The sequence below is a fragment of the Thauera propionica genome (assembly GCF_002245655.1).
Classification (GTDB): domain Bacteria; phylum Pseudomonadota; class Gammaproteobacteria; order Burkholderiales; family Rhodocyclaceae; genus Thauera; species Thauera propionica.
The window spans coordinates 232448-257202 of record NZ_NOIH01000007.1; the positions used below are offsets into that span (position 1 = coordinate 232448).

26 protein-coding genes are annotated in these 24755 nt (G+C 65.3%); 15 read left to right on the forward strand and 11 right to left on the reverse strand.

Annotation, left to right across the window (positions count from 1 at the left end; translation table 11 throughout):
* Positions 1-14 precede the first annotated feature (14 nt).
* The gene (locus tag CGK74_RS07010) at positions 15-1289 is read right to left on the reverse strand and encodes an MgtC/SapB family protein (RefSeq protein WP_094267768.1); all 1275 of its coding nucleotides are present in this window, start codon (positions 1287-1289) and stop codon (positions 15-17) included.
* Positions 1290-1436: 147 nt separating this feature from the next.
* Between CGK74_RS07010 and ispD the strand changes: the two genes are divergently transcribed.
* From ispD to thpR, 3 genes are read left to right on the forward strand one after another with little or no spacing between them, the layout of a single operon-like run.
* Positions 1437-2144, forward strand: a complete 708-nt coding sequence (gene ispD, locus CGK74_RS07015; RefSeq protein WP_420823167.1) for a 2-C-methyl-D-erythritol 4-phosphate cytidylyltransferase — start codon at positions 1437-1439, stop codon at positions 2142-2144.
* Complete coding sequence (ispF, locus tag CGK74_RS07020; RefSeq protein ID WP_094267770.1) at positions 2144-2638, forward strand: 2-C-methyl-D-erythritol 2,4-cyclodiphosphate synthase; 495 nt, start codon at positions 2144-2146, stop codon at positions 2636-2638. Before ispD ends, ispF begins: the two co-directional genes overlap by 1 nt.
* A 34-nt stretch (positions 2639-2672) precedes the next feature.
* The gene (thpR, locus tag CGK74_RS07025) at positions 2673-3194 is read left to right on the forward strand and encodes an RNA 2',3'-cyclic phosphodiesterase (RefSeq protein WP_240498649.1); all 522 of its coding nucleotides are present in this window, start codon (positions 2673-2675) and stop codon (positions 3192-3194) included.
* A 189-nt stretch (positions 3195-3383) separates the two neighbouring features.
* On the opposite strand, the gene CGK74_RS07030 is transcribed toward thpR, so the two are convergent.
* The 4 genes from CGK74_RS07030 to CGK74_RS07045 all read right to left on the reverse strand — a co-directional run bounded on the left by CGK74_RS07030 (position 3384) and on the right by CGK74_RS07045 (position 6163).
* Positions 3384-3821: a host attachment protein gene (locus CGK74_RS07030; protein WP_094267772.1), complete on the reverse strand. Its 438-nt coding sequence runs from the start codon at positions 3819-3821 to the stop codon at positions 3384-3386.
* 198 nt (positions 3822-4019) lie between these two features.
* Positions 4020-4484 (reverse strand): flavodoxin family protein, encoded by a 465-nt coding sequence (locus CGK74_RS07035; protein ID WP_094267773.1) that lies wholly within the window; start codon positions 4482-4484, stop codon positions 4020-4022.
* Positions 4481-5266 carry a M90 family metallopeptidase gene (locus tag CGK74_RS07040; protein ID WP_094267774.1) on the reverse strand — a complete coding sequence of 262 codons (786 nt, stop codon included), beginning with the start codon at positions 5264-5266 and terminating at the stop codon, positions 4481-4483. Before CGK74_RS07040 ends, CGK74_RS07035 begins: the two co-directional genes overlap by 4 nt.
* Positions 5267-5269: 3 nt before the next feature.
* Positions 5270-6163, reverse strand: a complete 894-nt coding sequence (locus tag CGK74_RS07045; protein WP_094267775.1) for a DMT family transporter — start codon at positions 6161-6163, stop codon at positions 5270-5272.
* Between the two features lie 124 nt (positions 6164-6287).
* On the opposite strand from CGK74_RS07045, the gene CGK74_RS07050 reads away from it, so the two are divergent.
* Complete coding sequence (locus tag CGK74_RS07050) at positions 6288-8492, forward strand: RelA/SpoT family protein (protein WP_094267776.1); 2205 nt, start codon at positions 6288-6290, stop codon at positions 8490-8492.
* Between the two features lie 85 nt (positions 8493-8577).
* Here CGK74_RS07050 and ppk1 read toward each other — a convergent pair whose 3' ends face one another.
* Complete coding sequence (gene ppk1 / locus CGK74_RS07055; protein WP_094267777.1) at positions 8578-10659, reverse strand: polyphosphate kinase 1; 2082 nt, start codon at positions 10657-10659, stop codon at positions 8578-8580.
* 191 nt (positions 10660-10850) lie between these two features.
* Between ppk1 and ppx the strand changes: the two genes are divergently transcribed.
* The 7 genes from ppx to CGK74_RS07090 all read left to right on the forward strand — a co-directional run bounded on the left by ppx (position 10851) and on the right by CGK74_RS07090 (position 17671).
* On the forward strand, positions 10851-12353 hold the full coding sequence (ppx, locus tag CGK74_RS07060) for an exopolyphosphatase (RefSeq protein ID WP_094267778.1): 1503 nt from the start codon (positions 10851-10853) through the stop codon (positions 12351-12353).
* 6 nt (positions 12354-12359) lie between these two features.
* Positions 12360-13484, forward strand: coding sequence for an MlaE family ABC transporter permease (locus tag CGK74_RS07065; RefSeq protein ID WP_240498650.1), 1125 nt, complete (start codon positions 12360-12362; stop codon positions 13482-13484).
* A 5-nt stretch (positions 13485-13489) separates the two neighbouring features.
* The gene (locus CGK74_RS07070) at positions 13490-14275 is read left to right on the forward strand and encodes an ABC transporter ATP-binding protein (RefSeq protein ID WP_094267780.1); all 786 of its coding nucleotides are present in this window, start codon (positions 13490-13492) and stop codon (positions 14273-14275) included.
* Position 14276: 1 nt separating this feature from the next.
* Positions 14277-15218, forward strand: a complete 942-nt coding sequence (locus CGK74_RS07075; RefSeq protein ID WP_094267966.1) for an MlaD family protein — start codon at positions 14277-14279, stop codon at positions 15216-15218.
* Between the two features lie 29 nt (positions 15219-15247).
* Positions 15248-15880 (forward strand): ABC-type transport auxiliary lipoprotein family protein, encoded by a 633-nt coding sequence (locus tag CGK74_RS07080; protein WP_165770052.1) that lies wholly within the window; start codon positions 15248-15250, stop codon positions 15878-15880.
* A gap of 193 nt (positions 15881-16073) precedes the next feature.
* Positions 16074-16874 carry an enoyl-CoA hydratase gene (locus CGK74_RS07085; protein WP_094267782.1) on the forward strand — a complete coding sequence of 267 codons (801 nt, stop codon included), beginning with the start codon at positions 16074-16076 and terminating at the stop codon, positions 16872-16874.
* A gap of 32 nt (positions 16875-16906) precedes the next feature.
* A complete protein-coding gene (locus CGK74_RS07090; protein ID WP_094267783.1) occupies positions 16907-17671 on the forward strand; it encodes a TatD family hydrolase in 765 nt (254 codons plus the stop codon).
* On the opposite strand, the gene CGK74_RS07095 is transcribed toward CGK74_RS07090, so the two are convergent.
* Positions 17668-18273, reverse strand: a complete 606-nt coding sequence (locus CGK74_RS07095; protein WP_094267784.1) for a TetR/AcrR family transcriptional regulator — start codon at positions 18271-18273, stop codon at positions 17668-17670. The genes CGK74_RS07090 and CGK74_RS07095 overlap by 4 nt on opposite strands.
* Before the next feature lie 174 nt (positions 18274-18447).
* Here CGK74_RS07095 and CGK74_RS07100 point away from each other — a divergent pair, with 174 nt between their 5' ends.
* Genes CGK74_RS07100 through CGK74_RS07115 form a run of 4 tightly spaced genes read left to right on the forward strand, consistent with a single transcriptional unit; the run spans position 18448 to position 22653 of the window.
* Positions 18448-19197 carry an electron transfer flavoprotein subunit beta/FixA family protein gene (locus CGK74_RS07100; protein WP_094267785.1) on the forward strand — a complete coding sequence of 250 codons (750 nt, stop codon included), beginning with the start codon at positions 18448-18450 and terminating at the stop codon, positions 19195-19197.
* 2 nt (positions 19198-19199) lie between these two features.
* Positions 19200-20129, forward strand: a complete 930-nt coding sequence (locus CGK74_RS07105; protein WP_094267786.1) for an electron transfer flavoprotein subunit alpha/FixB family protein — start codon at positions 19200-19202, stop codon at positions 20127-20129.
* Positions 20130-20159: 30 nt separating this feature from the next.
* Complete coding sequence (locus tag CGK74_RS07110; protein ID WP_094267787.1) at positions 20160-20825, forward strand: energy-coupling factor ABC transporter permease; 666 nt, start codon at positions 20160-20162, stop codon at positions 20823-20825.
* A gap of 31 nt (positions 20826-20856) precedes the next feature.
* The gene (locus CGK74_RS07115) at positions 20857-22653 is read left to right on the forward strand and encodes an acyl-CoA dehydrogenase (protein WP_094267788.1); all 1797 of its coding nucleotides are present in this window, start codon (positions 20857-20859) and stop codon (positions 22651-22653) included.
* A 115-nt stretch (positions 22654-22768) separates the two neighbouring features.
* Here the strand turns inward: CGK74_RS07115 and CGK74_RS07120 are convergent, their stop codons facing one another.
* The 4 genes from CGK74_RS07120 to CGK74_RS07135 are packed head-to-tail and all read right to left on the reverse strand — an operon-like array spanning position 22769 to position 24753.
* A complete protein-coding gene (locus CGK74_RS07120; RefSeq protein ID WP_094267789.1) occupies positions 22769-23551 on the reverse strand; it encodes a peptidylprolyl isomerase in 783 nt (260 codons plus the stop codon).
* A 10-nt stretch (positions 23552-23561) separates the two neighbouring features.
* Complete coding sequence (locus CGK74_RS07125) at positions 23562-23849, reverse strand: BolA family protein (protein WP_094267790.1); 288 nt, start codon at positions 23847-23849, stop codon at positions 23562-23564.
* Positions 23846-24145 carry a YciI family protein gene (locus CGK74_RS07130; protein WP_094267791.1) on the reverse strand — a complete coding sequence of 100 codons (300 nt, stop codon included), beginning with the start codon at positions 24143-24145 and terminating at the stop codon, positions 23846-23848. Before CGK74_RS07130 ends, CGK74_RS07125 begins: the two co-directional genes overlap by 4 nt.
* Positions 24145-24753 carry a septation protein A gene (locus CGK74_RS07135; RefSeq protein WP_094267792.1) on the reverse strand — a complete coding sequence of 203 codons (609 nt, stop codon included), beginning with the start codon at positions 24751-24753 and terminating at the stop codon, positions 24145-24147. The genes CGK74_RS07130 and CGK74_RS07135 overlap by 1 nt, the downstream gene beginning before the upstream one ends.
* Between the last annotated feature and the right edge of the window lie 2 nt (positions 24754-24755).

Below are 24755 nucleotides of genomic sequence, written 5' to 3' on the forward strand. Positions count from 1 at the left end.
TTTGACAAGCCGAATTATAGACTTGCCGCATGCAACGCGCTCCAGCCCATGCCGGCGCTCAGTCCGAGTGCAACCACCAGCATTCCCGGAAGAACCTTCACGGCCAGCGGGCGGCCGCCGATCACCAGCGCCATTGCCGTCTTGAACCCGAGGTTGGCCAGCATCGCCAGCCCGATCGCGATCACGGTTGGCTCCAGGGCGAGCTTGTCCATCGAGAACAGCCGCAGGCTGGATAGGGTGATCGCATCGACGTCCGTCAGGCCAGACACCAGTGCCAGCACATAAAGACCGCGGTTGCCGAAATAGTCCGACAGCCACGCCGCCGACAGCAGCACCAGGCCGTACAGCAGCCCGAAACCCAATGCGGCTTTCAGTTCGGTCGGGTTGCTGGTGTTCGGCAACACAGTTTCGCCACGCTCTCCGAGCCGGCGCCAGTTCCACGCTACCGCCGCCAGACCAAGAACGAAGCCGGGCAGCACGACTAGCAACAATGGCCGCAGCACCGCTGGCGCGACAAGGCCGGCGATGACCGCAACCCGCACCAACATGACGAGGTTTGCCAGCACGATGACGAGACCGGCCATCGGCGCAATCGCAGTGGATTCGCGCGCCTGACGCGCATAGACCATGGTCGTTGCCGTGCTCGAGGCAAGCCCGCCGAACACCCCGACGAAAACCGTGCCATAGCGCGCGCCCACGACCTGCAGCGCGGTGTAGCCGGCCAGGCTCACGCCGGAAATCAGCACCACCATCCACCAGATCTGATACGGGTTCAAGGCGCCGAACGGACCGAACTCCTCGTTCGGCAGGATCGGCAGGATCACCAGCGACAGCACGCCGAACTGCAGGATCGAGATCCAGTCGCGTGGCTGAAGGCGCGTGGCGATGCCGCGCAGTTGCGCCTTGAAGTACAGCAGAACCGTGGTGCCGACTGCCAGCATCACCGCGAGCTGTGCATAGCCCATCCACACCGCCGCACCGAGGCAGTAGCACACGAGCAGGGCGGCGACCGAGGTCGTCCCGGGGTCGGAGGGATCAGGGTGGCGCAGGTACGCGCTGATGATGGTGACGCCGACGATGACCAGGCCGGCCACGAAGGGCGCGATACTCTGCAAGTCCTGGCCAAGCATGGCGACAAGGGCGCCAAACATGCCGACGAGGCCGAAGGTGCGCAGCCCGGCGCGTGCCGAGGGTACGCGCTCGCGCTCGAGACCGATCAGCAGGCCGATGCCGATGGCGATCAGGAAGGCTTCGATCTGGGCCGGATCCAGCGGAAGAGAGTCGGGCATGGCGTCTGCGGATATGCTGTGCGGACTGAATCGATCATACACGCGTGAGCGCCCGGCGCCGTGAAACAGTCGCCGGGATGCGCCTTTCGACGCGGTTTCACGCCATTCGCCCTTTTCAGGGCAGGCCCCTTGGTTAGAATGCGCGCCATGCAAAACCATCACCCCCGCCATTACGCCATCGTGCCCGCTGCCGGCAGTGGTTCCCGCATGGGAGCGGCGCGTCCCAAGCAGTACCTCTCTCTGCTCGGCCGCCCCCTGATCCATCACGCGCTTTCCGTGCTTTGCGCGGCACCGGAAATCGACAAGGTTTTCGTGGTCCTGTCGGTGGACGACCGCGAATGGGCGCGCTACGACTGGAGTGCGCTCGGCGACAAGCTCGTGCCCTTGTTCTGCGGCGGAGCGACCCGCGCTGACAGCGTGCTGGGCGGCCTGCGTACCATCGCCGGGGACGTGGCCCAGTCGGACTGGATCCTGGTACATGACGCCGCACGCCCCTGTCTCGCCCCCTGGCACATCGACAAGCTGGTGCGCGAACTGGCGCACGACGAAGTGGGCGGCCTGCTCGCCGTGCCGGTAGCGGACACCCTCAAGCGCGCCGATGCGCATCGCCACGTGGCCGAGACGGTTCCGCGCGACAGCTTGTGGCAGGCACAGACGCCGCAGATGTTCCGCTACGTGATGTTGCGCCGCGCGCTGGAGGGGGCGTCGGACGCGACTGACGAGGCCAGCGCCATCGAGGCGGCGGGGCTGCGGCCGCGTCTGGTGCAGGGCGACGCCACCAACCTGAAAGTGACCTATCCGCTCGACCTGCACCTGGCCGAGTGGATCCTGCAGAACCGCGAGGGGCTCAAGTGATGAACATTCCGTTTCGAATCGGACAGGGTTTCGATGTGCACGCCCTGGTGCCCGGCCGGCCGCTCATCATCGGTGGCGTGACGATCCCGTTTCCGCGCGGCCTGCTCGGCCACTCCGACGCCGACGTGCTGCTGCACGCCATCACGGATGCGCTGCTGGGTGCCGCCGGCCTGGGCGATATCGGCCGCCTGTTTCCCGACACCGACGACCGCCATGCCGGCGCCGACAGTCGCGTGCTGCTGCGCGAGGCCTTTGCCCGCGTTCGCGACGCGGGCTGGGCGGTAGCGAACATCGACGCGACCGTGATCTGCACCGCGCCGAAGATTTTGCCGCACGCGCCCGCCATGGTGAGCAACCTCGCCGCCGACCTGGAGATGGATCCAGCCGCGATCAACATCAAGGGCAAGACCACCGAAAAGCTCGGCTTCACCGGCCGGGGCGAGGGCATTGCCGCGCAGGCGGTCGCGCTGCTGGCGAAGAGCGCCCATGCCTGATTCGGCAGCGGCCGCTGCGGAGCCACGCCTGCGCGTGTTCTTCGCGCTGTGGCCCGACGCGCCGACCGCGTCCCGCTTGCATCGCGAGGCCCGGCAACTGCAGCGGGCGTGTGGCGGCCGGCTCATGCGGCAGGACACGATCCACCTGACCCTGGCCTTTCTCGGCGATACGCCAGTTTCGCGCCTGCCGGCACTTGCCGAGGCGGCGGCGCAGGTACGGGTTCCGCCCTGTGCCTTGGTGCTGGACCGCTGTGGAAACTGGCATGGCAACCGCGTGCTGTGGCTTGGGCCAAGCTGCCCGCCCACGCCGCTCGGCCTGCTGGCCGCACAGTTGGGCAAGGCCTTGCGCGAACGTGGCTTTGCACTCGAGAAACGGCCGTTTGCACCGCACGTGACCGTTGTGCGCAATGCCTTGCGCCCACCGGCCGCGGCGCCGGTACCGGCGATCACCTGGGATGTGCCTGCATTCGTGCTGGTTGCGTCGGAACGCGGCCCCGACGGCGCACACTACCGGGAAATCGGCCGTTGGCCGCTCATCAAAGAAGCCGCGAATTGAGAAAACGGCTGTAGGAAACGGTTGCGGGGCGCCAAGCGCCCCGCAGTGCCAGAGGTCGCCCCAAAGGGACGCCTGCAGATCTCCTCGAAGGAGACGTCAAAGGATCGGTCGCTGCCCGATCAAGCTTGGTCGAGGGATAGATGGAGTCTCGTCAAATGCGTCCTCCTTCAGCATGCCGATCGCTCGGCTTCAAAGATAGATGGCCGAGGCCAGTCGTTCACTGAGTTCGGATTCCGAAGTCTTGGTGTAGTCCTTCTCGAAGCGCTCCGTGATCAGCTGTGCCGTCGGGCCGTCGATGACGGTGTTGAGCATGCCCATGAAGGCAGGCGGAGCGACGAGGATGGCGCGCTTGAATGCGTTTTGCGAGCGCCCCTGATAGAGCTCCTGAGCGATTTCCTGCGCGAAGACCTTGGCTTCGTGCTGTTTGGGAAGCGTCTGCGGCTGCATCGAACCACCGCCGCCGTTGCCGGCCATGGCGCCAGAGCGGTCGGTGACGAGTTCAGAGTTCTTCTGCCTGCTTTCGGGGTGGATCAGTTCCTTGACCAGCGTCAGGCCCTTGTTCGGGCCGAGGTTTGCATACAGCTTCGCCAGGCTGGCGTTGGCAACCAAAATCCAGGTGATGGCCATGAAACAACCTCCGTTGCGTGAAAAGGTCGATGTGCGATCCGGCGCACCAAACATGTGCGGACGAGTGCCACCGTTTCAAGCTTAGCCACTCTCGAGGGGACTGCCAAACGGGTTTGTTACCGCAGTATGAAAAAGCGTTTCGAGCAATGAATCGCGCCCTGCCAAGCCGCGCCGGCTGGCGAACAGGCGAGCGAGCAATCAGAAAATACCCATCGCCAGCCCAGACGCCATCGCCTCGCCGAGTTCTTCGGCCGCGCTCAGATGCTCGGGAGCGATCGCCTTGCGCGCGATCAGCGGTTCGGCGACGCACTTCCAGCCATAGCCGTTCGCGATGCGGCCGATCTCCCGCACCGCGCCACTGCCGTCGTTTCCGGCGCTGACGAACACCGCGTAGGGCAGGCCGACGAGGCGGCCTTGACACGGGTAGTAGGTGCGGTCGAAGAAGTCCTTCAGCGCACCGGACATGTAGCCGAAGTTCTCGGGCGTGCCGAGCAGCAGGCCGTCGCAGTTCAGCAACTCGTCGATGCCCGCGTCGAACGCCCGCAAGACCCGGGTCTCGGTTTCCGCAACGCGATTGGCGCCGCGCAGCACGGCTTCGGCAAGCTGGGCCGTGTTGCCCGACTGCGTGTGGAAGACGACCAGCAGGCGCTTGCGCGGACTCAAGGCGCAGTCTCCGCGAACATCGCTTCGCGTGCGGCGGGATCGACGCCGTAAAACTGCCTTAACTGCGCGTAGACCTGCGGGAAGTGACGCATCAGCACGGAGGGCGCTTCAAAGAAGACCTCTGACACGACCGCGAAGAACTCGCCCGGATGTTCGCTCCCATAGGGGTCGATCTCGGTCTCGACGCCCTTATCCACCTCGTCGCAGAACGCCTCGTAAGCCTCTGAGAAGACGTTGGCCCATGCCTGGCGCGACATGCCGGCACGCAGTCGCGGCAAGCCGTCCACGCCGCCATTCTCCATGTCGAGCTTGTGCGCGAACTCGTGGATCACCACATTGACGCCCGCGGGTTGCGCCTCGCCCTCGAACCACGACACCAGCACGGGGCCGCCTTCCCAGGCTTCGCCCAGCACCTCGTCCTCGTACTCGTGCACCACGCCGGCCTCGTCGTACTCGCGCCGCGGGATCACGAAGTCGCCTGGATAGACGATGACGCCTACCCAGCCGGCGTAGGCGCGCAGACCGATGTTGAGGATAGGCAGGCAGGCCTGGAGGGCGATGCCAAGCAGCATGTCGTCATCCAGCACCAGGCCATGCGCGCCGTGGAACTGCTTCACGGCAAGAAATTCGAGCGCCAGCGCGCGCAGGCGGGGGCGGTCCTCCGCGGGCAGGAAGTCGAGAAAGGGGAGGCGGCCCTCGACCCGAGCCCATTGGTCGTCGGGCACCGACGGGACCTCACGCGCACCCAGTCCCAGCCAGCGACGAATCCGCGCGAACACCATCGTTCAGGCCGACTGCCGCCGGGTCGTCAGGTAGATGCCCGCAAACACCAGGGCGATGCCGACGAAGTGGTAGAGGTAGGGCCGCTCGTCGAGGAAGATCGCTGCGAGGATGGTCGCGAACACCGGCATCAGGTGGATGAACAGCGACCCACGCGCTGGCCCCACGGCGGCGACGCCGGCGTTGTAGAACACGTAGCCGAGAAAGCCGGGGAAAATGCCTGTGTACAGGATGCCGCCGATCGCGTTCCAGCCGAGGTTGATCGTGCGCCCGGTGGACAACTCCCAGGCATAGGCGGGCGCGAGCGCAAGCAATCCGACCACGGTGAAGGCCGCCAGCATCAGCATCGGGTGCACCCCCTCGGGCCGCTTCTGCAGTCCGACCGTGTACAGCCCCCACACCGTGACCGCTGCCAGCATCCACAGGTCGCCGGTGTTCAGCGTGAGCCCGAGCAGGGTCTCCAGGCTGCCGCGGCTGACGATGGCCGCCACGCCGCACAGCGACACGACGACGCCGGCCGCTTCGAGGCGGCTCAGGCGCTTGCCGAAGAACACGAAGGCGAAGGCGATGGTCGCGATCGGGATGAAGGAATTGAGCAGCGTCGCGCTCGTGGCGGTCGTGTGCTGCAGCGCCAGGTAGGCGAAGGTGTTGTAGCCGCCAACGCCGAGCAGGCCGAGGACGACGACGATCGGCCACGCCGCCCTGAGCCGCGGCCACTGGCTGCGCAGATGGGGCAGGGCGAGCGGGGCGACCAGCGCCAGCGCGATGATCCAGCGCCAGAACGCCAGCGCGATGGGCGGCACGTCGGCACGGATGCCACGGCCCATGACCATGTTTCCGGACCAGAACAGGGCAGTGAGGGTCAGCAGCAGGTAGGGGTTGGCGGTGAGGCGGTGCATCGCGGGATCTGCTTGTTTTCGGCCCGAGATGATCGCACACGGCGGCCCGGTGACGAACGCTCATGCACCGCGGCGGTCGGATGGCACGGCCAGAAGCCTTCACCGTATGGAATAATTCGCCCCCATGGTCTCCGTCACTCATGCCATCTCTCAGGGCGACACCGCCCCCCCGATCGACCTGCTTGCCGCCGGCCTCACCGAGACCGAACGCGGCCAGGTCGAGTCCGCGCTCGAATGGATCGCCGAGCTCTACGACAACAAGGTGCTCGGCACGGGCGAGCCCATCTGGACGCACGCCATCGGCACCGCCCTGATCGCGGCGTCGCTGCGCCTCGATGCGGAGACGCGGATCGCCGCGCTGCTGTTCGCCGTATGGGACGAGCTCGATGACCCGGCCGAGGAACTGAAGTCGCGCTTCGGCGAGGACATCGCCGTGCTCGTGCGCGGGCTGCACAAGCTCAACGGGTTGCGCGTGCTCACGCGCATGACGGCGACCACCACGGCGCCGGAGATCCGTGCGCAGACCGAAGTCCTGCGCAAGATGCTGCTGGCGATGGTCGAGGACATCCGCGTCGTCCTGGTCCGGCTAGCCTCGCGCACGCAGACTCTGCGCTTCTACACCGATCTGCCGGGCGACGCGCGCGTCGATGTGGCGCGCGAGAGCCTCGACATCTACGCGCCGCTCGCCAACCGGCTGGGCGTGTGGCAGCTCAAGTGGGAACTGGAAGATCTCTCCTTCCGCTTCATCGAACCCGAGACCTACAAGCGCATCGCCAAGATGCTCGACGAGCGCCGCATCGAGCGCGAGCAGTTCATCCAGGACGCCATCGAGCGCCTGCGCAGCGAACTTGCGGCAGTCGGCATCAAGGCCGAGATCACCGGCCGCGCCAAGCACATCTACAGCATCTACAACAAGATGCGGAAGAAGCGGCTCGATTTCTCGCAGGTGTTCGATATCCGCGCGCTGCGGGTACTGGTCGACGAGGTGAAGGATTGCTACACCGTGCTGGGCTTCGTGCACCAGATCTGGCAGCCGATCGCCAAGGAGTTCGACGACTACATCACCAAGCCCAAGGGCAACAACTACCAGTCGCTGCACACCGCGGTGCTGGCGGGAGACGGCCGCGCGCTGGAGGTGCAGATCCGCACCTTCGACATGCACAAGCATGCCGAACTGGGCGTAGCCGCCCATTGGCGCTACAAGGAAGGAACGCAGTCCGGTTCCGACTACGACGAGAAGATCGCGCTGCTGCGCAACCTGCTTTCCTGGCGCGACGAGGTGACGGACTCCGCGCAGTGGATGGAGCAGTACAAGCGCGCCTCGCTCGACGACACGCTCTACGTGCTGACGCCGCAAGGCAAGGTGGTCGACCTGCCACGCGGCGCCACGCCGGTGGACTTCGCCTACCGCCTGCATACCGACCTGGGCCACCGCTGCCGCGGCGCGAAGGTCGATGGCCACCTTGTGCCGCTCAACACGCCGCTGGAAAACGGCCAGACGGTCGAGATCACAACGGTGAAGGAGGGCGGCCCCTCGCGCGACTGGCTGGACGTACGCCAGGGCTACGTTGCGACCTCGCGCGCGCGCTCGAAGATCAAACAGTATTTCGCCCAACTCGACGAGGAAGAGTTGCTAGCGCGAGGCAGAACCTTCGTCACCAAGGAGATGCAGCGCGACGGCCATGCCCAGGCCAACATCGACGGCCTGGCCGAGCGCCTGGGCTTCAAGAACGCCGAGGCGCTCTACCTGGCGGCAGGCCGTGGCGAAGTGGGGCCGCGCTCGGTGCAGGTTGCCCTGCGCGAGGGCAGCGCGCCCGAGTCCGACACGCCGGCCGAGCCCGATTTCGTCGTCAGCCGCAGTCGCTCGGGCGACAACTCGGACAAGATCCTGATCGTCGGTGTCGGCAAGCTGATGACCTCCTTGTCACGCTGCTGCAAACCGGCACCACCGGACGCAATCGAGGGTTTCGTCACCCGCGGGCGGGGCATATCGATCCACCGCGTCGATTGCCACGACTTCCAGTTGCTGGCGCTGAAGCACCCGGAACGGGTGATCTCCGCCGAATGGGGCGACAAGGCGACCGATACCAAGGGCGCGCTCTACCAGGTGGACATCACGGTTCAGGCCATGGACCGCCAGGGTCTGCTGCGTGACATCTCGGAAGTGCTGTCGCGCGAGAAGCTGAACGTGATCGCGGTGAACACGCTGACCAAGAAGGGCACGGCCTACATGCGCTTCACGATGGAAGTCGGCGGCATCAAGCAGGTGCAGCGCGCCATCACGCTGATCCGCGAGGTGTCGGGCGTCATCGACGCACAGCGCAAGTAAGCCTCTGCGTCCTCAATGAAATCGGGGGCTGCGCCATGCCGGCGCAGCCCCCGATCGTTTTCAACCCGTGCCGCCGCTGTGTAACTCAGCTGCTGGCGGCGAGTTCCTGCAGCAGGATCAGCTGTGCGGCACGGCGGATGCCGCGCGGATTCTTGCGCTTGTAGCTCCCGTCCGACTGCATCTCCCAGGCCTGACAGTTGTCGCCCAGGTAGGGACGCAGACCTTCCTTCATGACGCGCCGCTTCAGGCGCGGGTCGAGCACCGGGAAGGCGATCTCGATGCGACGGAAGAAGTTGCGGTCCATCCAGTCGGCACTCGACAGGAACATCACGTCATCGCCGTCGGCGTGGAAGTGGAAGATGCGGTGGTGCTCGAGGAAGCGGCCGATCACCGAGCGCACGCGGATGTTGTCCGAAAGGCCCGGTACACCCGGCCGGAGCGCGCAGGGTCCGCGCACGATCAGATCGATCTCGACGCCGGCCTGCGAGGCTTCATACAGCGCCTCGATGGTCTCGGGTTCGAGCAGCGCATTCATCTTGGCAATGATGCGGCCGCGACGACCCTCACGGGCAATCTCGGTTTCACGCTTGATGGCCTCGACCACCTTGGGCTGCAGGGTGAAGGGGGCCTGCCACAAGTGGCGCAGTTCGCTTGCCGTGCCGAGCCCGGTGAGCTGCTTGAACACGGTGGCGACATCCTCGCCGATCTCCTCGTTGGCGGTGAGCAGGCCGAAATCGGTATAGAAACGCGTGGTGCGCGGGTGGTAGTTGCCAGTACCCAGATGCACATAGTGGCGCAGGCCCTTTTCCTCGCGCCGCACCACCATCAGCAGCTTGGCATGCGTCTTGTAGCCGAACACGCCATAGACGACGTGCGCACCCACTTCCTCGAGGCGGTTCGCCCAGGTGATGTTCGCCTCTTCATCGAAGCGGGCCATCAGTTCGAGCACCACCGTGACTTCCTTGCCCTTCTGTGCCGCACGCACCAGATGCTCCATCAGCACCGAGTCGGTGCCAGTGCGATACACCGTCATCTTGATGGCCAGCACCTGCGGATCGTCCGCCGCGGCGCGCAGCAGGTCGATGACCGGTGCAAAGCTCTGGAACGGGTGATGCAGCAGCACGTCGGTGCTGCGCAGCGCGGCGAAGATCTGCCGCCGCTTGTCGAGCGCCTTCGGCACGCCCGGCACGAAGGGAGAATATTTCAGTTCCGGACGCTCGACCCAGTCGGGCACCTGCATCAGCCGGACCAGGTTTACGATGCCCGGCGTGCGGTACAAGTCATCCTGCTCCAGATGAAAGTGCTGCAGCAGGAAGTTCGCCATCTCGTCCGAGCAGTTGTCGGCGACCTCGAGGCGTACGGCGTCACCGAAGTGGCGCTGCTGCAGTTCGCCCTTCAGCGAGGCGCGCAGGTCCTTTACCTCTTCCTCGTCGACGAACAGGTCGGAGTTGCGCGTGACGCGGAACTGGTAGCAGCCCAGCACCGTCATGCCCGAGAACAGTTCATGTACATGTGCGTGCAGCACCGACGAAAGGAAGACGAAGGTGTATTCCTGCTCGCAGATCTCGCGCGGCAGGCGGATGACGCGGGGCAGGGCGCGCGGCGCCTGCACGATGGCGGCGCCGGAGTCGCGACCGAAGGCATCGCGGCCATCGAGCTCGACGGCGAAGTTGAGCGACTTGTTGAGTACGCGTGGGAAGGGGTGCGCCGGATCGAGTCCGATGGGGGTCAGCACCGGCATGACCTCGCGCATGAAGTAGTCGCGAATCCAGCGCAGTTGCGTCTCCGTCCACAGGCTGCGACGAAGGAACACCACACCCTCCTGTTCGAGCGCGGGCAGGATATCCTCGTTGAGCAGCGTGTATTGCTCCGAGATGATCTCGTGCACTTCGTCACTGACCTTTTCCAGCAGGTCGCGCGGCGAAATGCCATCGTTGCCAGGTTTGCGGCTGCCGAGGCGAATCTGCTCCTTGATGCCCGAAACGCGCACTTCGAAGAACTCGTCGAGGTTGCTCGATACGATGCACAGGAATCGCAGGCGCTCGAGGAGGGGTACGGTCGGATCTGCCGCCTGCGCCAGCACCCGGCGCTGGAACTGCAGCAGCGAAAGTTCGCGGTTGATGAAGTGATCCGTTGGGTAGTTGCGATCGTTCTTCGGTGCGTACATGAGGGCTCTTCGGCGCGGTGGATGAGTCTTCGCGATTATGTGACAGATTCGTTTCAACTTGATGACGGCGGTAAGCGCGCATGCCCGCCGCGCGCTGATTCATTGGCAGCAATTATCTGGTGCTGCGGCGCATCGAAACGGGAGTGATAGAATCCGCGGCTTCAGCGTACCGCCCCAATGGCCTCCCTTCGATGATGCGAAATCTGATTGCTGCAGTTGACCTGGGTTCAAACAGTTTTCGGCTGCAGGTCGGACGCATCGTCAATGATCAGATCTACCCGCTCGACGGGCTCAAGGAATCGGTGCGGCTCGCCGCCGGCCTTTCTCCTGAGAAGAAGCTCGACCTCGAGTCGCAACAGCGCGGCGTGACCGCCCTGCAGCGTTTTCACGAGCGACTCCACGACTTCGATGCCGGCGCGGTGCGCGCCGTGGCGACCAACACTCTGCGTGTGGCAAAGAACGCCCCCGAGTTCCTGATCCGCGCCGAGGCCGCGCTGGGTTTCCCGATCGAGGTGATCGCCGGGCGTGAGGAAGCGCGCCTGATTTATGTCGGCGTCGCCCACACCTTGCCCGATCCGCACAAGCAACAGCTGGTGGTCGATATCGGCGGCGGTTCCACTGAATTCGTCATCGGCAAGAGCTTCGAGCCCATCCTGCTCGAATCGCGCTACATGGGCTGCGTCGGCTACAGTCTGCGCTTCTTCCCCGAGGGCAAGGTGGACAAGCGCAGCCTGAAGGATGCCGAACTCGCCGCACGCCGCGAGTTGCAGACCATCGTCGGCGCCTACCGCGAGGTCGGCTGGGAAGAGGCGGTGGGTTCCAGCGGTTCGGCCAAGGCGCTGACCGAGATCCTCGAACAGAACGGCTTCTCGCATTCGGGCATCACGCGTGACGGACTCGAGCGCTTCCGGGCCGAGCTGTTGCGTGCGGGACGCATCGATGCGCTCGACCTGGCGGGCCTGAAGGGCGACCGCCTGCCGGTCATCCTCGGTGGCTTCGCCATCATGAGCGCGATCTTCAAGGAATTCGACATCGAGCGCATGGTGTTCTCCGAGGGCGCGCTGCGTCTGGGCGTGCTCTACGACCTGCTGGGGCGCTACCACCACCATGATCTGCGCGACGCGACCGTAAGCGCGTTCGTGCGCCGCTACAACGTAGACCTGCGTCAAGCGCAGCAGGTGGCCGACACCGCCTGCTACTTGCTCGAACAGCTCGAGCCGGCGATGGCCGACCCCGAACATCCGGACCGCCGCTTCCTGCGCTGGGCTGCACTGCTGCACGAGATCGGCATTTCGGTCGCACATTCCAGCTACCACAAGCACAGCGCCTACATCGTGGCCAACGCCGACATGCCGGGCTTCTCCCGGATGGACCAAGGCCGGTTGTCGCGGCTGGTGCTGTCACATCGCGGCAAGCTCGAACGCGTCGCCTCGATCGACCCGGGCAGTGTGGATTGGCTGCTGATCGCCTGTCTGCGCCTGGCGGTGGTGATCCACCGCGCCCGCGACGCCCGCGGCGTGCCGCCGATCACGATGCAGCGCGAAGGGCGCGGCTTCAGCGTCAACACCGCGGCAGGCTGGCTGCAGAAGCTGCCGCTGACGGCCGCGGCGCTCGACGAGGAGCAGCGCCAGTGGATGGCGCTTGGGCGCGGGCTCTACATCCGCTCCCTCGGCGGGCGCAACGCAGCAGCCTGAACGCCCGTGAGCAGGGGTCAGCCCGCCGCCGCCCGGGTCGAACTCGCGCCAGAGCGGCTCGAGGCGCGGGTCATCGGTGACTGGACGATACGCACGCTAATGACGGTCATCGCCGAGGTTCGCCAGGGACTTGCCCTCGTTCCGGCAAACTTCGCCTGGAATCTGAGTGGGTTGGGACGGCTGGACAGCTTCGGCGCCACCCTGCTGTGGCGGGCATGGAAGGGCCGCTGGCCCGAGCGGCTGGTGCTCGATCCGGCGCACCGCGCGGTCATCGAGCGCATTGCCCTCAGCGCGGAGCACCCCATCCCCGCAGCGCCGCGGTTTACCGTTGCCGATGCCATCGCGACGCTCGGTGGCGCACTGATCGCCTTTGTCGAGCACCTGCTCAGCTTCGTCGCATTGCTGGGCCGGCTCGGACTCGACCTCGTCTATCTGCTGCGCAATCCGCGCGAATGGCCGCTACTGGAAATCTCCGCCAACGTCTTCAAGGTGGGCGTCAAGGCCATGCCGGTGACCGCACTGGTCGGTTTCCTGATCGGCGTGGTGCTGTCCTACCTGTCGGCCTTGCAGCTTAAGATCTTCGGTGCCGACGCCTTCATCGTGAATATCCTCGGTCTGGGCATCATCCGTGAGCTAGGGCCGGTGCTCGTGTCAGTGCTGGTCGCGGGTCGCTCGGGGTCGGCCATGACTGCGCAGCTCGGGGTCATGCGCGTGACCGAGGAGATCGACGCACTGGCCGCGATGGGGGTGTCGCGTTCTCTGCGGCTGGTGCTGCCGAAGGTGATCGCACTGACGCTGGCGATGCCCTTGCTGGTGTTGTGGACCTCGAGCGTGGCGCTCATCGGCGGCTGGGTCTCGGCGCTGATCGAACTCGACATCTCCTTCCATTTCTTCGTCACTGCGCTGCCGGATGCGGTGCCGATTGCGAACCTCTACATCGGCCTCGCCAAGGGGGCGGTGTTCGGCCTGCTGATCGCGCTGATTGCCTGCCACTTCGGGCTGCGCGTGCAGCCCAATACCGAGAGCCTGTCCACCCACACGACAGCTTCCGTGGTGTCGGCGATCACCGTCGTGATCCTCGCCGATGCGGTGTTCGCCATCGCCACGCGCTCGATCGGGATACCGGGGTGACGCCGATGAGTGCGGGCGCCGACACCATCGTCTCCCTGCGCGGCGTGGTCACGCGCTTCGGGCGGAACGTCGTGCACGACGGCCTCGACCTCGAGGTCGAACGCGGCGAGATCGTCGCACTGGTCGGCGGTTCGGGTAGCGGCAAGACCACGCTGCTGCGCCACATCATCGGCCTGACGCAACCGCAAGGCGGTGAGGTCCGGCTTTTTGGCGAGCGGCTCGACGAAGGCTCGGTGAACGCGCGCATCGCGCGCCAGCGTCGCTACGGCGTCCTGTTCCAGCAGGGGGCCCTGTTCTCGGCGCTGACCGTGGGCGAGAATATCGCTTTCCCGCTGAAGGAGCTGGGCATTGCCCGACACGAGGAGCTCGACGCCCTCGTCGCACTCAAGCTGGCGATGGTCGAGATGGAACCGGAGAACGCCTTGATGATGCCGGCGGAGCTGTCGGGCGGCATGATCAAGCGGGCGGCGCTGGCCCGGGCGCTTGCGCTGGAGCCGGAGCTGTTGCTGCTCGACGAGCCGACTGCGGGGCTGGACCCGGATCGCAGTGCGAGCTTCGTGCGCCTGATCCTGGCGCTCAGGCAGGAGCTCGGGCTGACGGTTGTCCTCGTCACGCACGACCTCGACACCCTGGCGGCAATGGCCACCCGCGTGGCGGTGCTGGCCGACCGGCGCATTGTCAGTTACGCACCACTGCAGGAGACGCTGCACGTGAAACACCCGTTCATCGAGCGATTCTTCCACGGCGAACATGGACGCCGGGCCCTGGCCCGCGCCAACGGAGAGTCCTGACATGGAAAATCGGGCGCACGCCTTGGCGGCTGGTCTTTTTGCGCTACTGCTCGGCACGGGGGTCCTCATCGCCCTGTGGTGGTTCTCGCAGGATCGCGAGACGGCAAAGGAGGTCGTTCTGGTCGCTCGCGAGGACATCAACGGCCTGGGCCCGCAGGCACGCGTGCGCTTCCGCGGCCTTGCGGTGGGCACGGTGAAGGAGATCCGTATTGACCCCGAGGACAGCGGCAACATCCTCGTCCGCGTCCGAGTGGCGGCTGACGTGCCACTGACGCGCGGCACACGGGCGACGCTGGGCACCCTTGGCGTGACCGGTCTCGCCTATGTTCAGCTCGACGACCGGGGAACAGACCCGACCCCGCTCGTCGGCGAGAACGGCGAATCGCCGCGCATACCGCTTGAGCCCGGGCTCCTCAGCCAGATCGGCGACCGCGCGCTGGCCGCGGTGGATCAGTTCCGCCTGCTCAGCGAACGGATGTCCGCGGTATTCGACGACGACAGTGCAACACGGCTGAAACAGACCCTGGTGCGGCTCGAGGCCGCGGCCGAGGGCATGGATCGCAGCTTCGCCGAAGCACCGCGGACGCTCGAAGCGATCCGCAGCGTATTCACACCCGACAACGTCACGCGTCTGTCCGCCGCGCTGGCCAACATCGAACAGAGCACCGCCGAAGCCAAACCGGCGCTGCAGGAACTGCGTGCGCTGCTGGCCAGACTGGACGACATGGCCGACCGCTTCGACCAGGCTGCAATGACCGCCAGCGATGGCCTGCTCGAAGACGCCTTGCCGCGGCTCAACGAGCTGCTGCGCGACCTGACCTCAACCTCGCGCCGCGTGGGCAGGCTAATCGAGGAGGTCGAGTCCACGCCGCAGATGTTGTTGACGGGGCGCGCAGTGCGGGAGCCTGGCCCGGGCGAGACGGGTTTCGTCGAAGGGCGGTAATGAAAGCACAAGCAGAAAGAGCATCCGGAATGCGCATCCAGTTCTCGCGGGGTTTCCGCTACCTCCTTGCCGGTATCGCTTCAGTCCAGTTGCTCGCCGGTTGCGGCGGCCTGCAGATCAAACCGCCGCCAATGGCGTTCTATGATCTTGGCGCAGACAACGCGCGCATCCTGCCGTCCGCCCTCGCACCGAGCCGGGTCGAGGTGAACACGCGCCCCTGGCTCGCACTCAGCGCCATGCAATACCGCCTGCTGTGGCAGGATCCCGACCGGCGGCGGGCTTACGCCGAAAGCCGCTGGGCTTCGCAGCCGGCCGAGATGCTCGCGCTCGTACTCGAACGCAGTCTCGGCACTGGCACCGGCGGCCTGCGTTGCCGCTTGCAGGTCGAACTGGACGAATTCGTGCAGGTGTTCCCGAATCCCGAGCAGAGCCGGGTCGAACTCCTTGCCCGTATCGGGCTGTTCCCGCCGCGCAGCGATGTGCCAGTCGCGCACCGCGAGTTCCATATCGTCGAAGCCGCGCCGACGGCCGATGCGGCGGGCGGCGTTGCCGGGTTCCGCCGGGCCAGCGAACTGCTTGCCTCGAAGGTAGCCGAATGGATCACCGAACTTGACCAGGAGCCGGGCGAGGGCTTGAATGGCCGCGGGCGTTGCGGCGCCTGAACGTCGACTGAGGCGGAGGGCGCCACGGATCGTCCGCCTTGGGCGTAGCGGCAGACCAACTTCGCATCTCAGCCCATGTTCGCCGATGCAGTGGGCTTGGCGACTCGAAGCGTCGCCGGGTACCATCAGTCGACGTTTACGTTAACGTAAACAAACCACAGCACCCGAGACCTGACAACCGGAGGAGATCCCAATGAGCGCCGTGCCCGTTCCCAACACCGATTCCATGCTGCTGCGTCATGACCACGACGGCGTCGCGACGCTGACGCTGAATCGCCCGAACCAGTTCAACTCCCTGTCCTTCGAGATGCTGGAGGCCCTGATCGCGGCCGTGGACGAGATTGCGCGCGACGACAGCGTGCGCGTCGTGGTGCTGGCGGGTGAGGGCAAGGCGTTCTGCGCCGGGCACGACCTGAAGGAAATGCGTGCCAACCACACGCACGACTTCCAGCAGCGTCTGTTCCGCCTGTGCGGCAAGTTCATGATGAAGCTCACCGAGCTGCCACAACCCGTCATCGCCCGGGTGCACGGCATCGCCACCGCGGCGGGCTGCCAGCTGGTGTCGATGTGCGACCTGGCAGTCGCGTCCGACGTCGCACGCTTTGCCGTGTCCGGCATCAATGTCGGCCTGTTCTGCGCCACGCCGGGCGTAGGCCTGTCGCGCAACATGGGGCGCAAGGAAGCCTTCGAGATGCTGGTGACCGGTGATTTCATCGACGCCCACGAAGCCAGGCGCCGGGGCCTGATCAATCGCGTCGTGCCGCTCGAGCAACTCGACGCCGAGATCGCGAAGCTCGCCGCCTCGATCGTCGCCAAGTCACCGGTGGCCATCCGCATGGGCAAGCAGATGTTCTACAAGCAAATCGAGATGGGCATGGATGCGGCCTACCAGATGGCCGCCGAAACCATGGCCTGCAACGCGATGTGCGAGGATGCGGCAGAGGGCATCGACGCCTTCATCGCCAAGCGCAAGCCGGAGTGGAAGGGACGTTGAGCCGGAGCGGCTGCACCTCGTCGCCGTGCGCCATGCTGATCGATACTCATATTCACCTCGATGCGGCCGAATTCGACGCGGACCGGCCGCAACTCATCGAGGGCGCACGCAGGGCGGGGGTCGGTGGGTTCGTCGTGCCTGCGGTCGACCGATCGAGCTTCGACGCGGTCGCAGCGCTAGCGTCGGCGCACGAGGACATTTGCTTTGCCCTTGGCATCCATCCGCTCTACGTGATGCAGGCGCAGGAGGCCGATCTCGAGCAACTCGACGTCCGGCTTGGCGAGGGTAGGGCAGTGGCGGTGGGCGAGATCGGACTCGACCATTTCGTTGCGGACGTCGATCACGCCCGCCAGCTCGAATTCTTCGTTGCACAACTCAGGCTGGCCAAACGCCACGATCTACCCGTGATCCTTCATGTTCGGCGGGCGATCGACCCCATCCTTAAGCAGCTGCGCCGCATCGGCGTCAAGGGCGGCATCGCTCACGCCTTCAACGGCAGCCGTCAGCAGGCCCAGATGTTCATCGATCTCGGGTTCAAGCTCGGCTTCGGGGGCGCGATGACCTATAGCGGATCGACGCGGATCCGCGAACTGGCCGCCACGTTGCCGCTGGGGGCCATCGTGCTCGAAACGGACGCGCCGGACATCCCGCCCGAGTGGGCACAGCGGCGGCGCAACGAACCCGCCAATCTTGCGCGCTATGCCGAAATTCTCGCTGCCTTGCGGGGCGTCGACGTTGCCGAGGTGATCGCGATCACCGGGCGCAACGCGCTCGACGTCCTGGGTTGGAGACGCTAGCGGGCGCCGGACGCTTCCGCGGACGACTGCGAACGGGCAATCAGATCTGCGATGTCGCGCTTCAGCCGCAGGACATCGCTGTCGAACTTCTCGTAGATCATCAGCGATACGCCGAACACGTAGGCGTAAAGCAGCATGCAGCGGCTGGACGCCTCTTCCATCGGCACGCCACAGGCGAGGAAGAGGTCGCGCGCGCACCGCAGACGTACGTCATCCACCTCGGCCACGATGGCCGCAGCCTCGGCGTCGCGCCGCGCCCAGTCGCGCACCGCCAGCTCGATCATCATGCCGCGCCGGCTGCGGCTGGCGCTATACACGTCAATCACGTGGTAGATCTGGGCCAGTTCCTTGCCGGGCTGGGCACGCGTCTGCTTGATGATGTCGCGGATCCGGCCGTCCTTCCAGTGGTGCAGGATGGCAAGAAGCAGGTCGCGCCGGTCCTGGAAGTGCCAATAGAAACTGCCCTTCGTCACCTTGAGGCGTTTTGCGAGCACCTCCACGCGCAGGCCGGCAATACCTTCCTCTGCCAGCACTTCGACGGCGGCGGTCACCCAGCTCTGACGATCGAGCTGGACGCGGGTCTTCTTGGGAGTGTTTTCCATACGGAGTAGTATTGACGATTCCCGCCCCATACGCTACCGTATGTCGATGCTGTCGCAAAGCGTGCGTCGTCCCTTGCGGGACCTGCGTGTCTTGCGGCAGGAGCAGTGCCATAATCATCCGGTCCGGTCGCAAGCGCCGGAGGAGACTTCGATCAATACAAGGAGCGCGGCAGAGTGAAGATTCTCGTACCAGTCAAACGCGTTGTGGACTACAACGTCAAGGTTCGCGTCAAGGCCGACGGCAGCGGCGTGGACATCGCCAACGTCAAGATGAGCATGAACCCCTTCGACGAAATCGCGGTGGAAGAAGCCGTGCGCCTGAAGGAAGCCGGCGTGGCGACCGAGGTCGTGGCGGTGAGCTGCGGCGTCACCGCCTGCCAGGAAACGCTGCGCGCGGCGATGGCGATTGGCGCCGACCGCGGTATCCTGGTCGAGACGGACGTCGAACTGCAGCCGCTGGCCGTCGCCAAGCTGCTCAAGGCCGTGTGCGACAAGGAACAGCCCGACCTGGTGATCGCCGGCAAGCAGGCGATCGACGACGACGCCAATCAGACCGGGCAGATGCTCTCCGCGCTGATGGGCTGGCCGCAGGCCACCTTCGCCTCCAAGGTCGCGCTCGCCGACGGCAAGGCACAAGTCACGCGCGAGATCGACGGCGGTCTCGAGACCCTGTCGGTGAAGCTGCCCGCGGTGGTCACCACCGACCTGCGCCTGAACGAGCCGCGCTACGCCACGCTGCCCAACATCATGAAGGCCAAGAAGAAGCCGCTCGACACCGTCAAGCCGGCCGATCTGGGCGTCGATGTGGCGCCGCGCCTGACCACGCTCAAGGTGTCCGAGCCGCCCAAGCGCAGCGCGGGCGAACGCGTGGCCGATGTCGCGCAGCTGGTCGACAAACTCAAGAACGTTGCGAAGGTGATCTGAACATGGCCATTCTCGTCATTGCCGAACACGACAACCAATCGATCAAGGCCGCCACGCTCAACACCGTAACCGCGGCGAGCAAGCTGGGTGGCGACATCCACGTGCTGGTGGCCGGTGCCGGCTGCGGTGCCGCGGCCGAGGCGGCGGCCAAGGTCGCAGGCGTGGCCAAGGTGCTCGTGTGCGACGCCCCGCAGTACGAAGCCCAGACCGCGGAGAACGTCGCCGAGCTGGTGAAGGGTCTGGCCCCGAGCTACAGCCATGTGCTCGCCCCGGCCACCTCGGCCGGCAAGAACATGCTGCCGCGCGTGGCCGCGCAGCTCGACGTCGCGCAGATCAGCGACATCGTCGCGGTCGAGTCCGCCGACACCTTCGTGCGCCCGATCTATGCCGGCAACGCGCTGGCCACGGTCAAGAGCGCTGACGCGATCAAGCTCATCACGGTGCGTACCACCGCGTTTGACGCCGCCGGTGACGGCAACGCCGCACCGGTGGAAGCCGTGGCGGCAGCGGCCGATCTCGGCGTGACCGCGCTGGTCGGTCGCGAGATCACCAAGAGTGCCCGTCCCGAACTGGGTGCGGCCAAGATCATCGTCTCGGGTGGTCGCGGCCTGGGCAGCGGCGACAACTACCACCAGCTGCTCGAGCCGCTGGCCGACAAGCTCGGCGCCGCGCTGGGCGCGAGCCGCGCCGCGGTCGACGCCGGCTACGTGCCCAACGACTACCAGGTCGGCCAGACCGGCAAGATCGTCGCGCCGCAGCTCTACATCGCGATCGGCATCTCCGGCGCGATCCAGCATCTGGCGGGCATGAAGGACTCCAAGGTGATCGTGGCGATCAACAAGGATCCGGAAGCACCGATCTTCCAGGTGGCCGACTACGGCCTGGTGGGGGATCTGTTCGAGGTGGTTCCGCAACTGACCTCGGCGATCTGATCGCGCGACCGGCCTGGCGGAGGCGCCGACATGAACCTTGCGAGTTCGCTGTTTCCGGCGGTCTGGCACGGCATCATGCTGGCGCTTTCGCTGGCTGTCGTATGGCAAACGGTGCGCCGCGCCCCCTGGCGGCGACTTCTGGAGAGCTCCCAGCTCAACCTGCTACTGGGGTTCGCGGTGGGGCTCACCCTGATGTGGAGCCTGAAGGCCGGCGTGAAACCTGGTCTCAACCTCCACATGCTTGGAGCCATGGCCGCGACACTCACGCTTGGGCCGTGGCTCGCCCTGGTTGCGCTCGCGGCGGCCCTGAGCGGAGTCACCCTAAACGGGGCAATCGAATGGGATGCTTGGCCGATCAACTTCATCCTGATGGCGGTGGTCCCGGTGGCCATCGCGAGCGGCATCCAGCGATGCATCGAGAGATGGTTGCCCGCCCACTTCTTCGTCTTCATCTTCGTGACGAGTTTTGCCGGTGCTGCACTCACGGTCATGCTGCAAGGCGCGGTCGCCTCGGCCGCAATGGTCGTGGCGGGTGCCTACAGCGCCGAGTTCCTGCTCAGCGACTACCTGCCCTTTTTCCTGCTTCTCGGTTTCTCCGAGGCATGGATCAGCGGCGCCATCGTCACGTTGCTGGTGGTTTACCGACCCGACTGGGTAGCGGGCTTCGACGATAGCCGCTACCTCCTGAACAAGTAAGACCAACACCCTTTCTGGAGATACCCAATCCATGAGCAACTACAGCGCCCCAATCCGTGACATGCAGTTCGTTATGCGCGAACTGGCCGGCCTTGACGAAGTCGCCCAACTGCCGGGCAACGAGGAAGTGTCCCCCGACCTGGTCGACGCCATTCTCGAGGAAGCCGACAAGTTCGCCAGCGGCGTGCTCGCTCCGCTGAACTGGACGGGCGATCAGGAAGGGGCCAAGTGGAACGATGGCGCCGTGACGACGGCCCCCGGCTGGAAGGACGCCTACAAGCAGTTCGCCGAATCGGGCTGGACCGCACTCGCGGGCGATACCAACTACGGAGGCCAGGGCCTGCCCAAGCTGCTATCGACGGCCGTCATGGAGATGTGGAAGTCGGCCAACATGGCGTTCTCGCTCTGCCCGATGCTCACCACTGGCGCCATCGAGGCGCTGCTGCTGCGCGGTACGGACGAGCAGAAGGAGATGTATCTGCCGAAGATGATCTCGGGCGAGTGGACCGGCACCATGAACCTGACCGAACCGCAAGCGGGTTCGGACCTCGCCGCTGTCCGCACCAAGGCAGAACCGCAGGGTGATGGCACCTACAAGATCTTCGGCCAGAAGATCTTCATCACCTACGGTGATCACGACATGACGGACAACATCATCCACCTGGTGCTGGCTCGCCTGCCGGACGCGCCGGAAGGGGTGAAGGGCATCTCGCTGTTCGTGGTGCCGAAGTTCATGGTCAATGCCGACGGCAGCCTGGGTGCGCGCAATGACGTGCATTGCGTGTCGATCGAGCACAAGCTCGGCATTCACGCCAGCCCGACCTGCGTGCTCGCGTTCGGCGACAAGGGTGGCGCGATCGGCACGCTGGTGGGCGAGCCCAACCGCGGTCTCGAGTACATGTTCATCATGATGAACGAAGCCCGTTTTGCGGTCGGCATGGAAGGCCTGGCGCTGTCGGAGCGCGCCTACCAGCATGCGCTGCAGTACGCCAAGGATCGCGTGCAGGGCACCGACGCCGGCGTGCGCGGCGGTCCGAAGGTCAACATCCTTCACCATGCCGACGTCCGCCGCCTGCTGATGAACATGAAGAGCAAGACCGAGGCGATGCGTGCGCTGGCGTACGTGGTCGGCGCGGCGTTCGACAAGGCCCACAACCATCCGGATGAATCCGTCCGCGCTCAGAACCAGGCATTCGTCGACCTGATGATCCCGGTGGTCAAGGGCTGGTGCACCGAGAACTCGATCGACGTCACGTCCGACGGCGTGCAGGTTCATGGCGGCATGGGCTTCATCGAGGAGACGGGTGCGGCGCAGCACTTCCGCGATTCCCGCATCACCACGATCTACGAGGGCACGACGGCGATCCAGGCGAACGACCTGATCGGCCGCAAGATCGCCCGCGAGAACGGTGTCACCATTGCCGGCGTGGTCAAGATGATGCGTGCAGTCGAGGCGGAACTGGCCGGTGCCGGCGATGCCGCGCTGGGCGCGATCGCCAAGTCGCTGGGCGCCGGTGTGTCCGCGGTGGAGGAGGCCGTGGCCTACATCCTCGCCACCTACAGCCAGGACATCAAGGCTGCATCGGTCGGGTCCGTACCCTTCCTGAAGCTGCTGGGCATCGTTGCCGGCGGCTGGCAGATGGGACGCGCCGCGCTGATCGCGAAGCGCAAGCTGGAAGCTGGTGAAGGTGAAGCGTCGTTCTACAAGACGAAGATCGTCACCGCGCGCTTCTACGCCGACCACGTGCTGGCCCAGGCATCCGGCCTGGCCTACACCATCGTCAACGGCGCGGCAGGCGCCCTCGAGCTGAGCGAAGAGCAGTTCTGATCTTCGGTTTCGTGCCCGCGCAAGCGGGCGCGAAACCGAAGCGGACAAAAAAAGACCCGGGCCAAAACCCGGGTCTTTTTCTTTGCCGCAGACGGAGGCGAATCCGTCGGATGCCTTACTCCACCTTTGCCTTGGCGCGCAGGTCGAGCACATGCTTCTCGACCTTCTGCTGCTGCAGACGCTGCTGCAGTTGCGGCTTCACTTCTTCGAACGGGGGCGCCTGAGTCGCACGTACATCGTCGAGCTGGATGACGTGATAGCCAAAGTCGCTCTTGACCGGCGTGGTCGTGAACTTGCCCTTCTCGAGACCCACCATGGCGTCGGAGAACGGCTTCACGAACATGCCCGGGTTGCTCCAGCCAAGATCGCCGCCGCGATCCTTCGAGCCCGGGTCGCGCGAATCCTTGGCTACCTCTTCGAACGCGGTGCCGGACTGCAGCTTGGCGATGATGGCCTTCGCTTCGTCTTCGGTTTCGACCAGCACGTGACGGGGCTTGTATTCCTTGTCGCCCATGCGGCCCTTGATCGCGTCGTACTCCTTCTTCAGGTCGGCATCGCTGACCGGGTTGTTCTTGACGAAATCCTGCAGGTAGGCGCGAATCAGGATGGCCTGCTTGGCCATTTCCATCTGGGCCTGGACGTCAGCCTTCTTGGCCAGCCCCTTGTTGGTGGCTTCCTGGCTCAGCACTTCGCGACGGATCAGCTCCTCACGGACGGCATCCTTCAGCTGCTGGCTTTCAGGCGCACCCTGGGCGCGCTGTTCGGCAAGCATGGCTTCGGCACGCTCGGCCGGAATCGCAATGCCATTAACCTTGGCCAGCGATTCGGCCGCAGCCGCGGGGAGGGCAATGAAGCCGGCCATCAGGGCAATGGCAAGGCGGCTCGGAAAGCGTTTCATAGGTGTTCCTTCAGGAGGGTTGTGTGGTGGCCTCTTCGGCCGTGTTTGCCTTGATGGCGAGGGCGTGAATGTCTTTCTTCATCATGTCGCCCAAGGCTTGGTAAATCATTCGGTGACGTGCGACGGTGCCATGCCCCGCAAAGACTGGCGACACGATCCGCAAGCGGTAGTGGCCGCCGCCCTCACGCGCGCCGGCGTGGCCCGCGTGCAGGGCGCTGTCGTCGTGGATCTCGATCAACTCGGGCTCGAACGCGTCCACCAGCCGTTCATGGATGCGGGAGACGACGGCTTGCGTCACGGCAGGACCTTCTTGAACGGGCGTACGGAGGTGCGGGCAAACACACCCTCGCGCACGTATGCGTCCTCAGCCAGCCATCTCTCGGCACTGGCCTGGGAGTCGAACTCGGCGACAACGAGACTGCCGGCGAAACCGGCAGGACCGGGGTCCGGCGAGTCGATCGCGGGCATCGGGCCGGCGATCAGCAGACGCCCCTCGTCGCGCAGGGCCTCGAGCCGCGCAAGGTGCTCCGGACGGACCGCCATGCGGCGATCGAGCGTACCTGGAGCATCCTCGCCGATCAGTGCATAGAACATCAGTTACTTTCCTCTTCGAGGTGACGTGAGAGATAGAAGCCTTGGGCTAGCACGAATGCAAACATCAGACCCATGCCGCCGAACAGCTTGAAGTTGACCCAGGCTTCCTCGCTGAAACTGTAGGCTACATACAGGTTCAGCAGGCCCATGGAAATGAAGAAACCCGCCCAGGCCAGATTCAGGCGGCCCCAAACCGGGTCCGGCAACTGGATCTGCGCCTCGAGCATCTTCCGGATCAGGTTCCTGCGGAACAGTGTCACCGAACCGAGCAGCACGCCACCGAAAAGCCAGTAAAGCGCGGTCGGCTTCCACTTGATGAAGGTGGGATTGTGGAAGAAAAGGGTGGCACCGCCGAAGACGACGATGATTGCCAGGCTGACCCAAAGCATGGTGTCGACCTTGCGGTGCTTGATCCACACCAGCGCGATCTGCGCGAAGGTCGCAAGGATTGCAACCGCGGTCGCTATCAGGATCGGCGCCTGTGCCACGCCGATGCCGTCACCCAGCCAGTGAGCGGCGAGTTCGTGGGAGGCCTCGGGCTGCGCTCCGGCCAGTTTGTAGGCGCCAAAAAACAGAATGACGGGTAGCAGATCGAACAGGAATTTCATGC

Bases quoted from the DNA above. Each gene is read 5' to 3' on its own strand.
- CGK74_RS07010 (WP_094267768.1), bottom strand. From the start codon at position 1,289: ATGCCCGACTCTCTTCCGCTGGATCCGGCCCAGATCGAAGCCTTCCTG.
- ispD (WP_420823167.1), top strand. From the start codon at position 1,437: ATGCAAAACCATCACCCCCGCCATTACGCCATCGTGCCCGCTGCCGGC.
- ispF (WP_094267770.1), top strand. From the start codon at position 2,144: ATGAACATTCCGTTTCGAATCGGACAGGGTTTCGATGTGCACGCCCTG.
- CGK74_RS07030 (WP_094267772.1), bottom strand. From the start codon at position 3,821: ATGGCCATCACCTGGATTTTGGTTGCCAACGCCAGCCTGGCGAAGCTG.
- CGK74_RS07040 (WP_094267774.1), bottom strand. From the start codon at position 5,266: ATGGTGTTCGCGCGGATTCGTCGCTGGCTGGGACTGGGTGCGCGTGAG.
- CGK74_RS07045 (WP_094267775.1), bottom strand. From the start codon at position 6,163: ATGCACCGCCTCACCGCCAACCCCTACCTGCTGCTGACCCTCACTGCC.
- CGK74_RS07050 (WP_094267776.1), top strand. From the start codon at position 6,288: ATGGTCTCCGTCACTCATGCCATCTCTCAGGGCGACACCGCCCCCCCG.
- ppk1 (WP_094267777.1), bottom strand. From the start codon at position 10,659: ATGTACGCACCGAAGAACGATCGCAACTACCCAACGGATCACTTCATC.
- ppx (WP_094267778.1), top strand. From the start codon at position 10,851: ATGATGCGAAATCTGATTGCTGCAGTTGACCTGGGTTCAAACAGTTTT.
- CGK74_RS07070 (WP_094267780.1), top strand. From the start codon at position 13,490: ATGAGTGCGGGCGCCGACACCATCGTCTCCCTGCGCGGCGTGGTCACG.
- CGK74_RS07075 (WP_094267966.1), top strand. From the start codon at position 14,277: ATGGAAAATCGGGCGCACGCCTTGGCGGCTGGTCTTTTTGCGCTACTG.
- CGK74_RS07080 (WP_165770052.1), top strand. From the start codon at position 15,248: ATGCGCATCCAGTTCTCGCGGGGTTTCCGCTACCTCCTTGCCGGTATC.
- CGK74_RS07085 (WP_094267782.1), top strand. From the start codon at position 16,074: ATGAGCGCCGTGCCCGTTCCCAACACCGATTCCATGCTGCTGCGTCAT.
- CGK74_RS07090 (WP_094267783.1), top strand. From the start codon at position 16,907: ATGCTGATCGATACTCATATTCACCTCGATGCGGCCGAATTCGACGCG.
- CGK74_RS07095 (WP_094267784.1), bottom strand. From the start codon at position 18,273: ATGGAAAACACTCCCAAGAAGACCCGCGTCCAGCTCGATCGTCAGAGC.
- CGK74_RS07105 (WP_094267786.1), top strand. From the start codon at position 19,200: ATGGCCATTCTCGTCATTGCCGAACACGACAACCAATCGATCAAGGCC.
- CGK74_RS07110 (WP_094267787.1), top strand. From the start codon at position 20,160: ATGAACCTTGCGAGTTCGCTGTTTCCGGCGGTCTGGCACGGCATCATG.
- CGK74_RS07115 (WP_094267788.1), top strand. From the start codon at position 20,857: ATGAGCAACTACAGCGCCCCAATCCGTGACATGCAGTTCGTTATGCGC.
- CGK74_RS07120 (WP_094267789.1), bottom strand. From the start codon at position 23,551: ATGAAACGCTTTCCGAGCCGCCTTGCCATTGCCCTGATGGCCGGCTTC.
- CGK74_RS07130 (WP_094267791.1), bottom strand. From the start codon at position 24,145: ATGTTCTATGCACTGATCGGCGAGGATGCTCCAGGTACGCTCGATCGC.
- CGK74_RS07135 (WP_094267792.1), bottom strand. From the start codon at position 24,753: ATGAAATTCCTGTTCGATCTGCTACCCGTCATTCTGTTTTTTGGCGCC.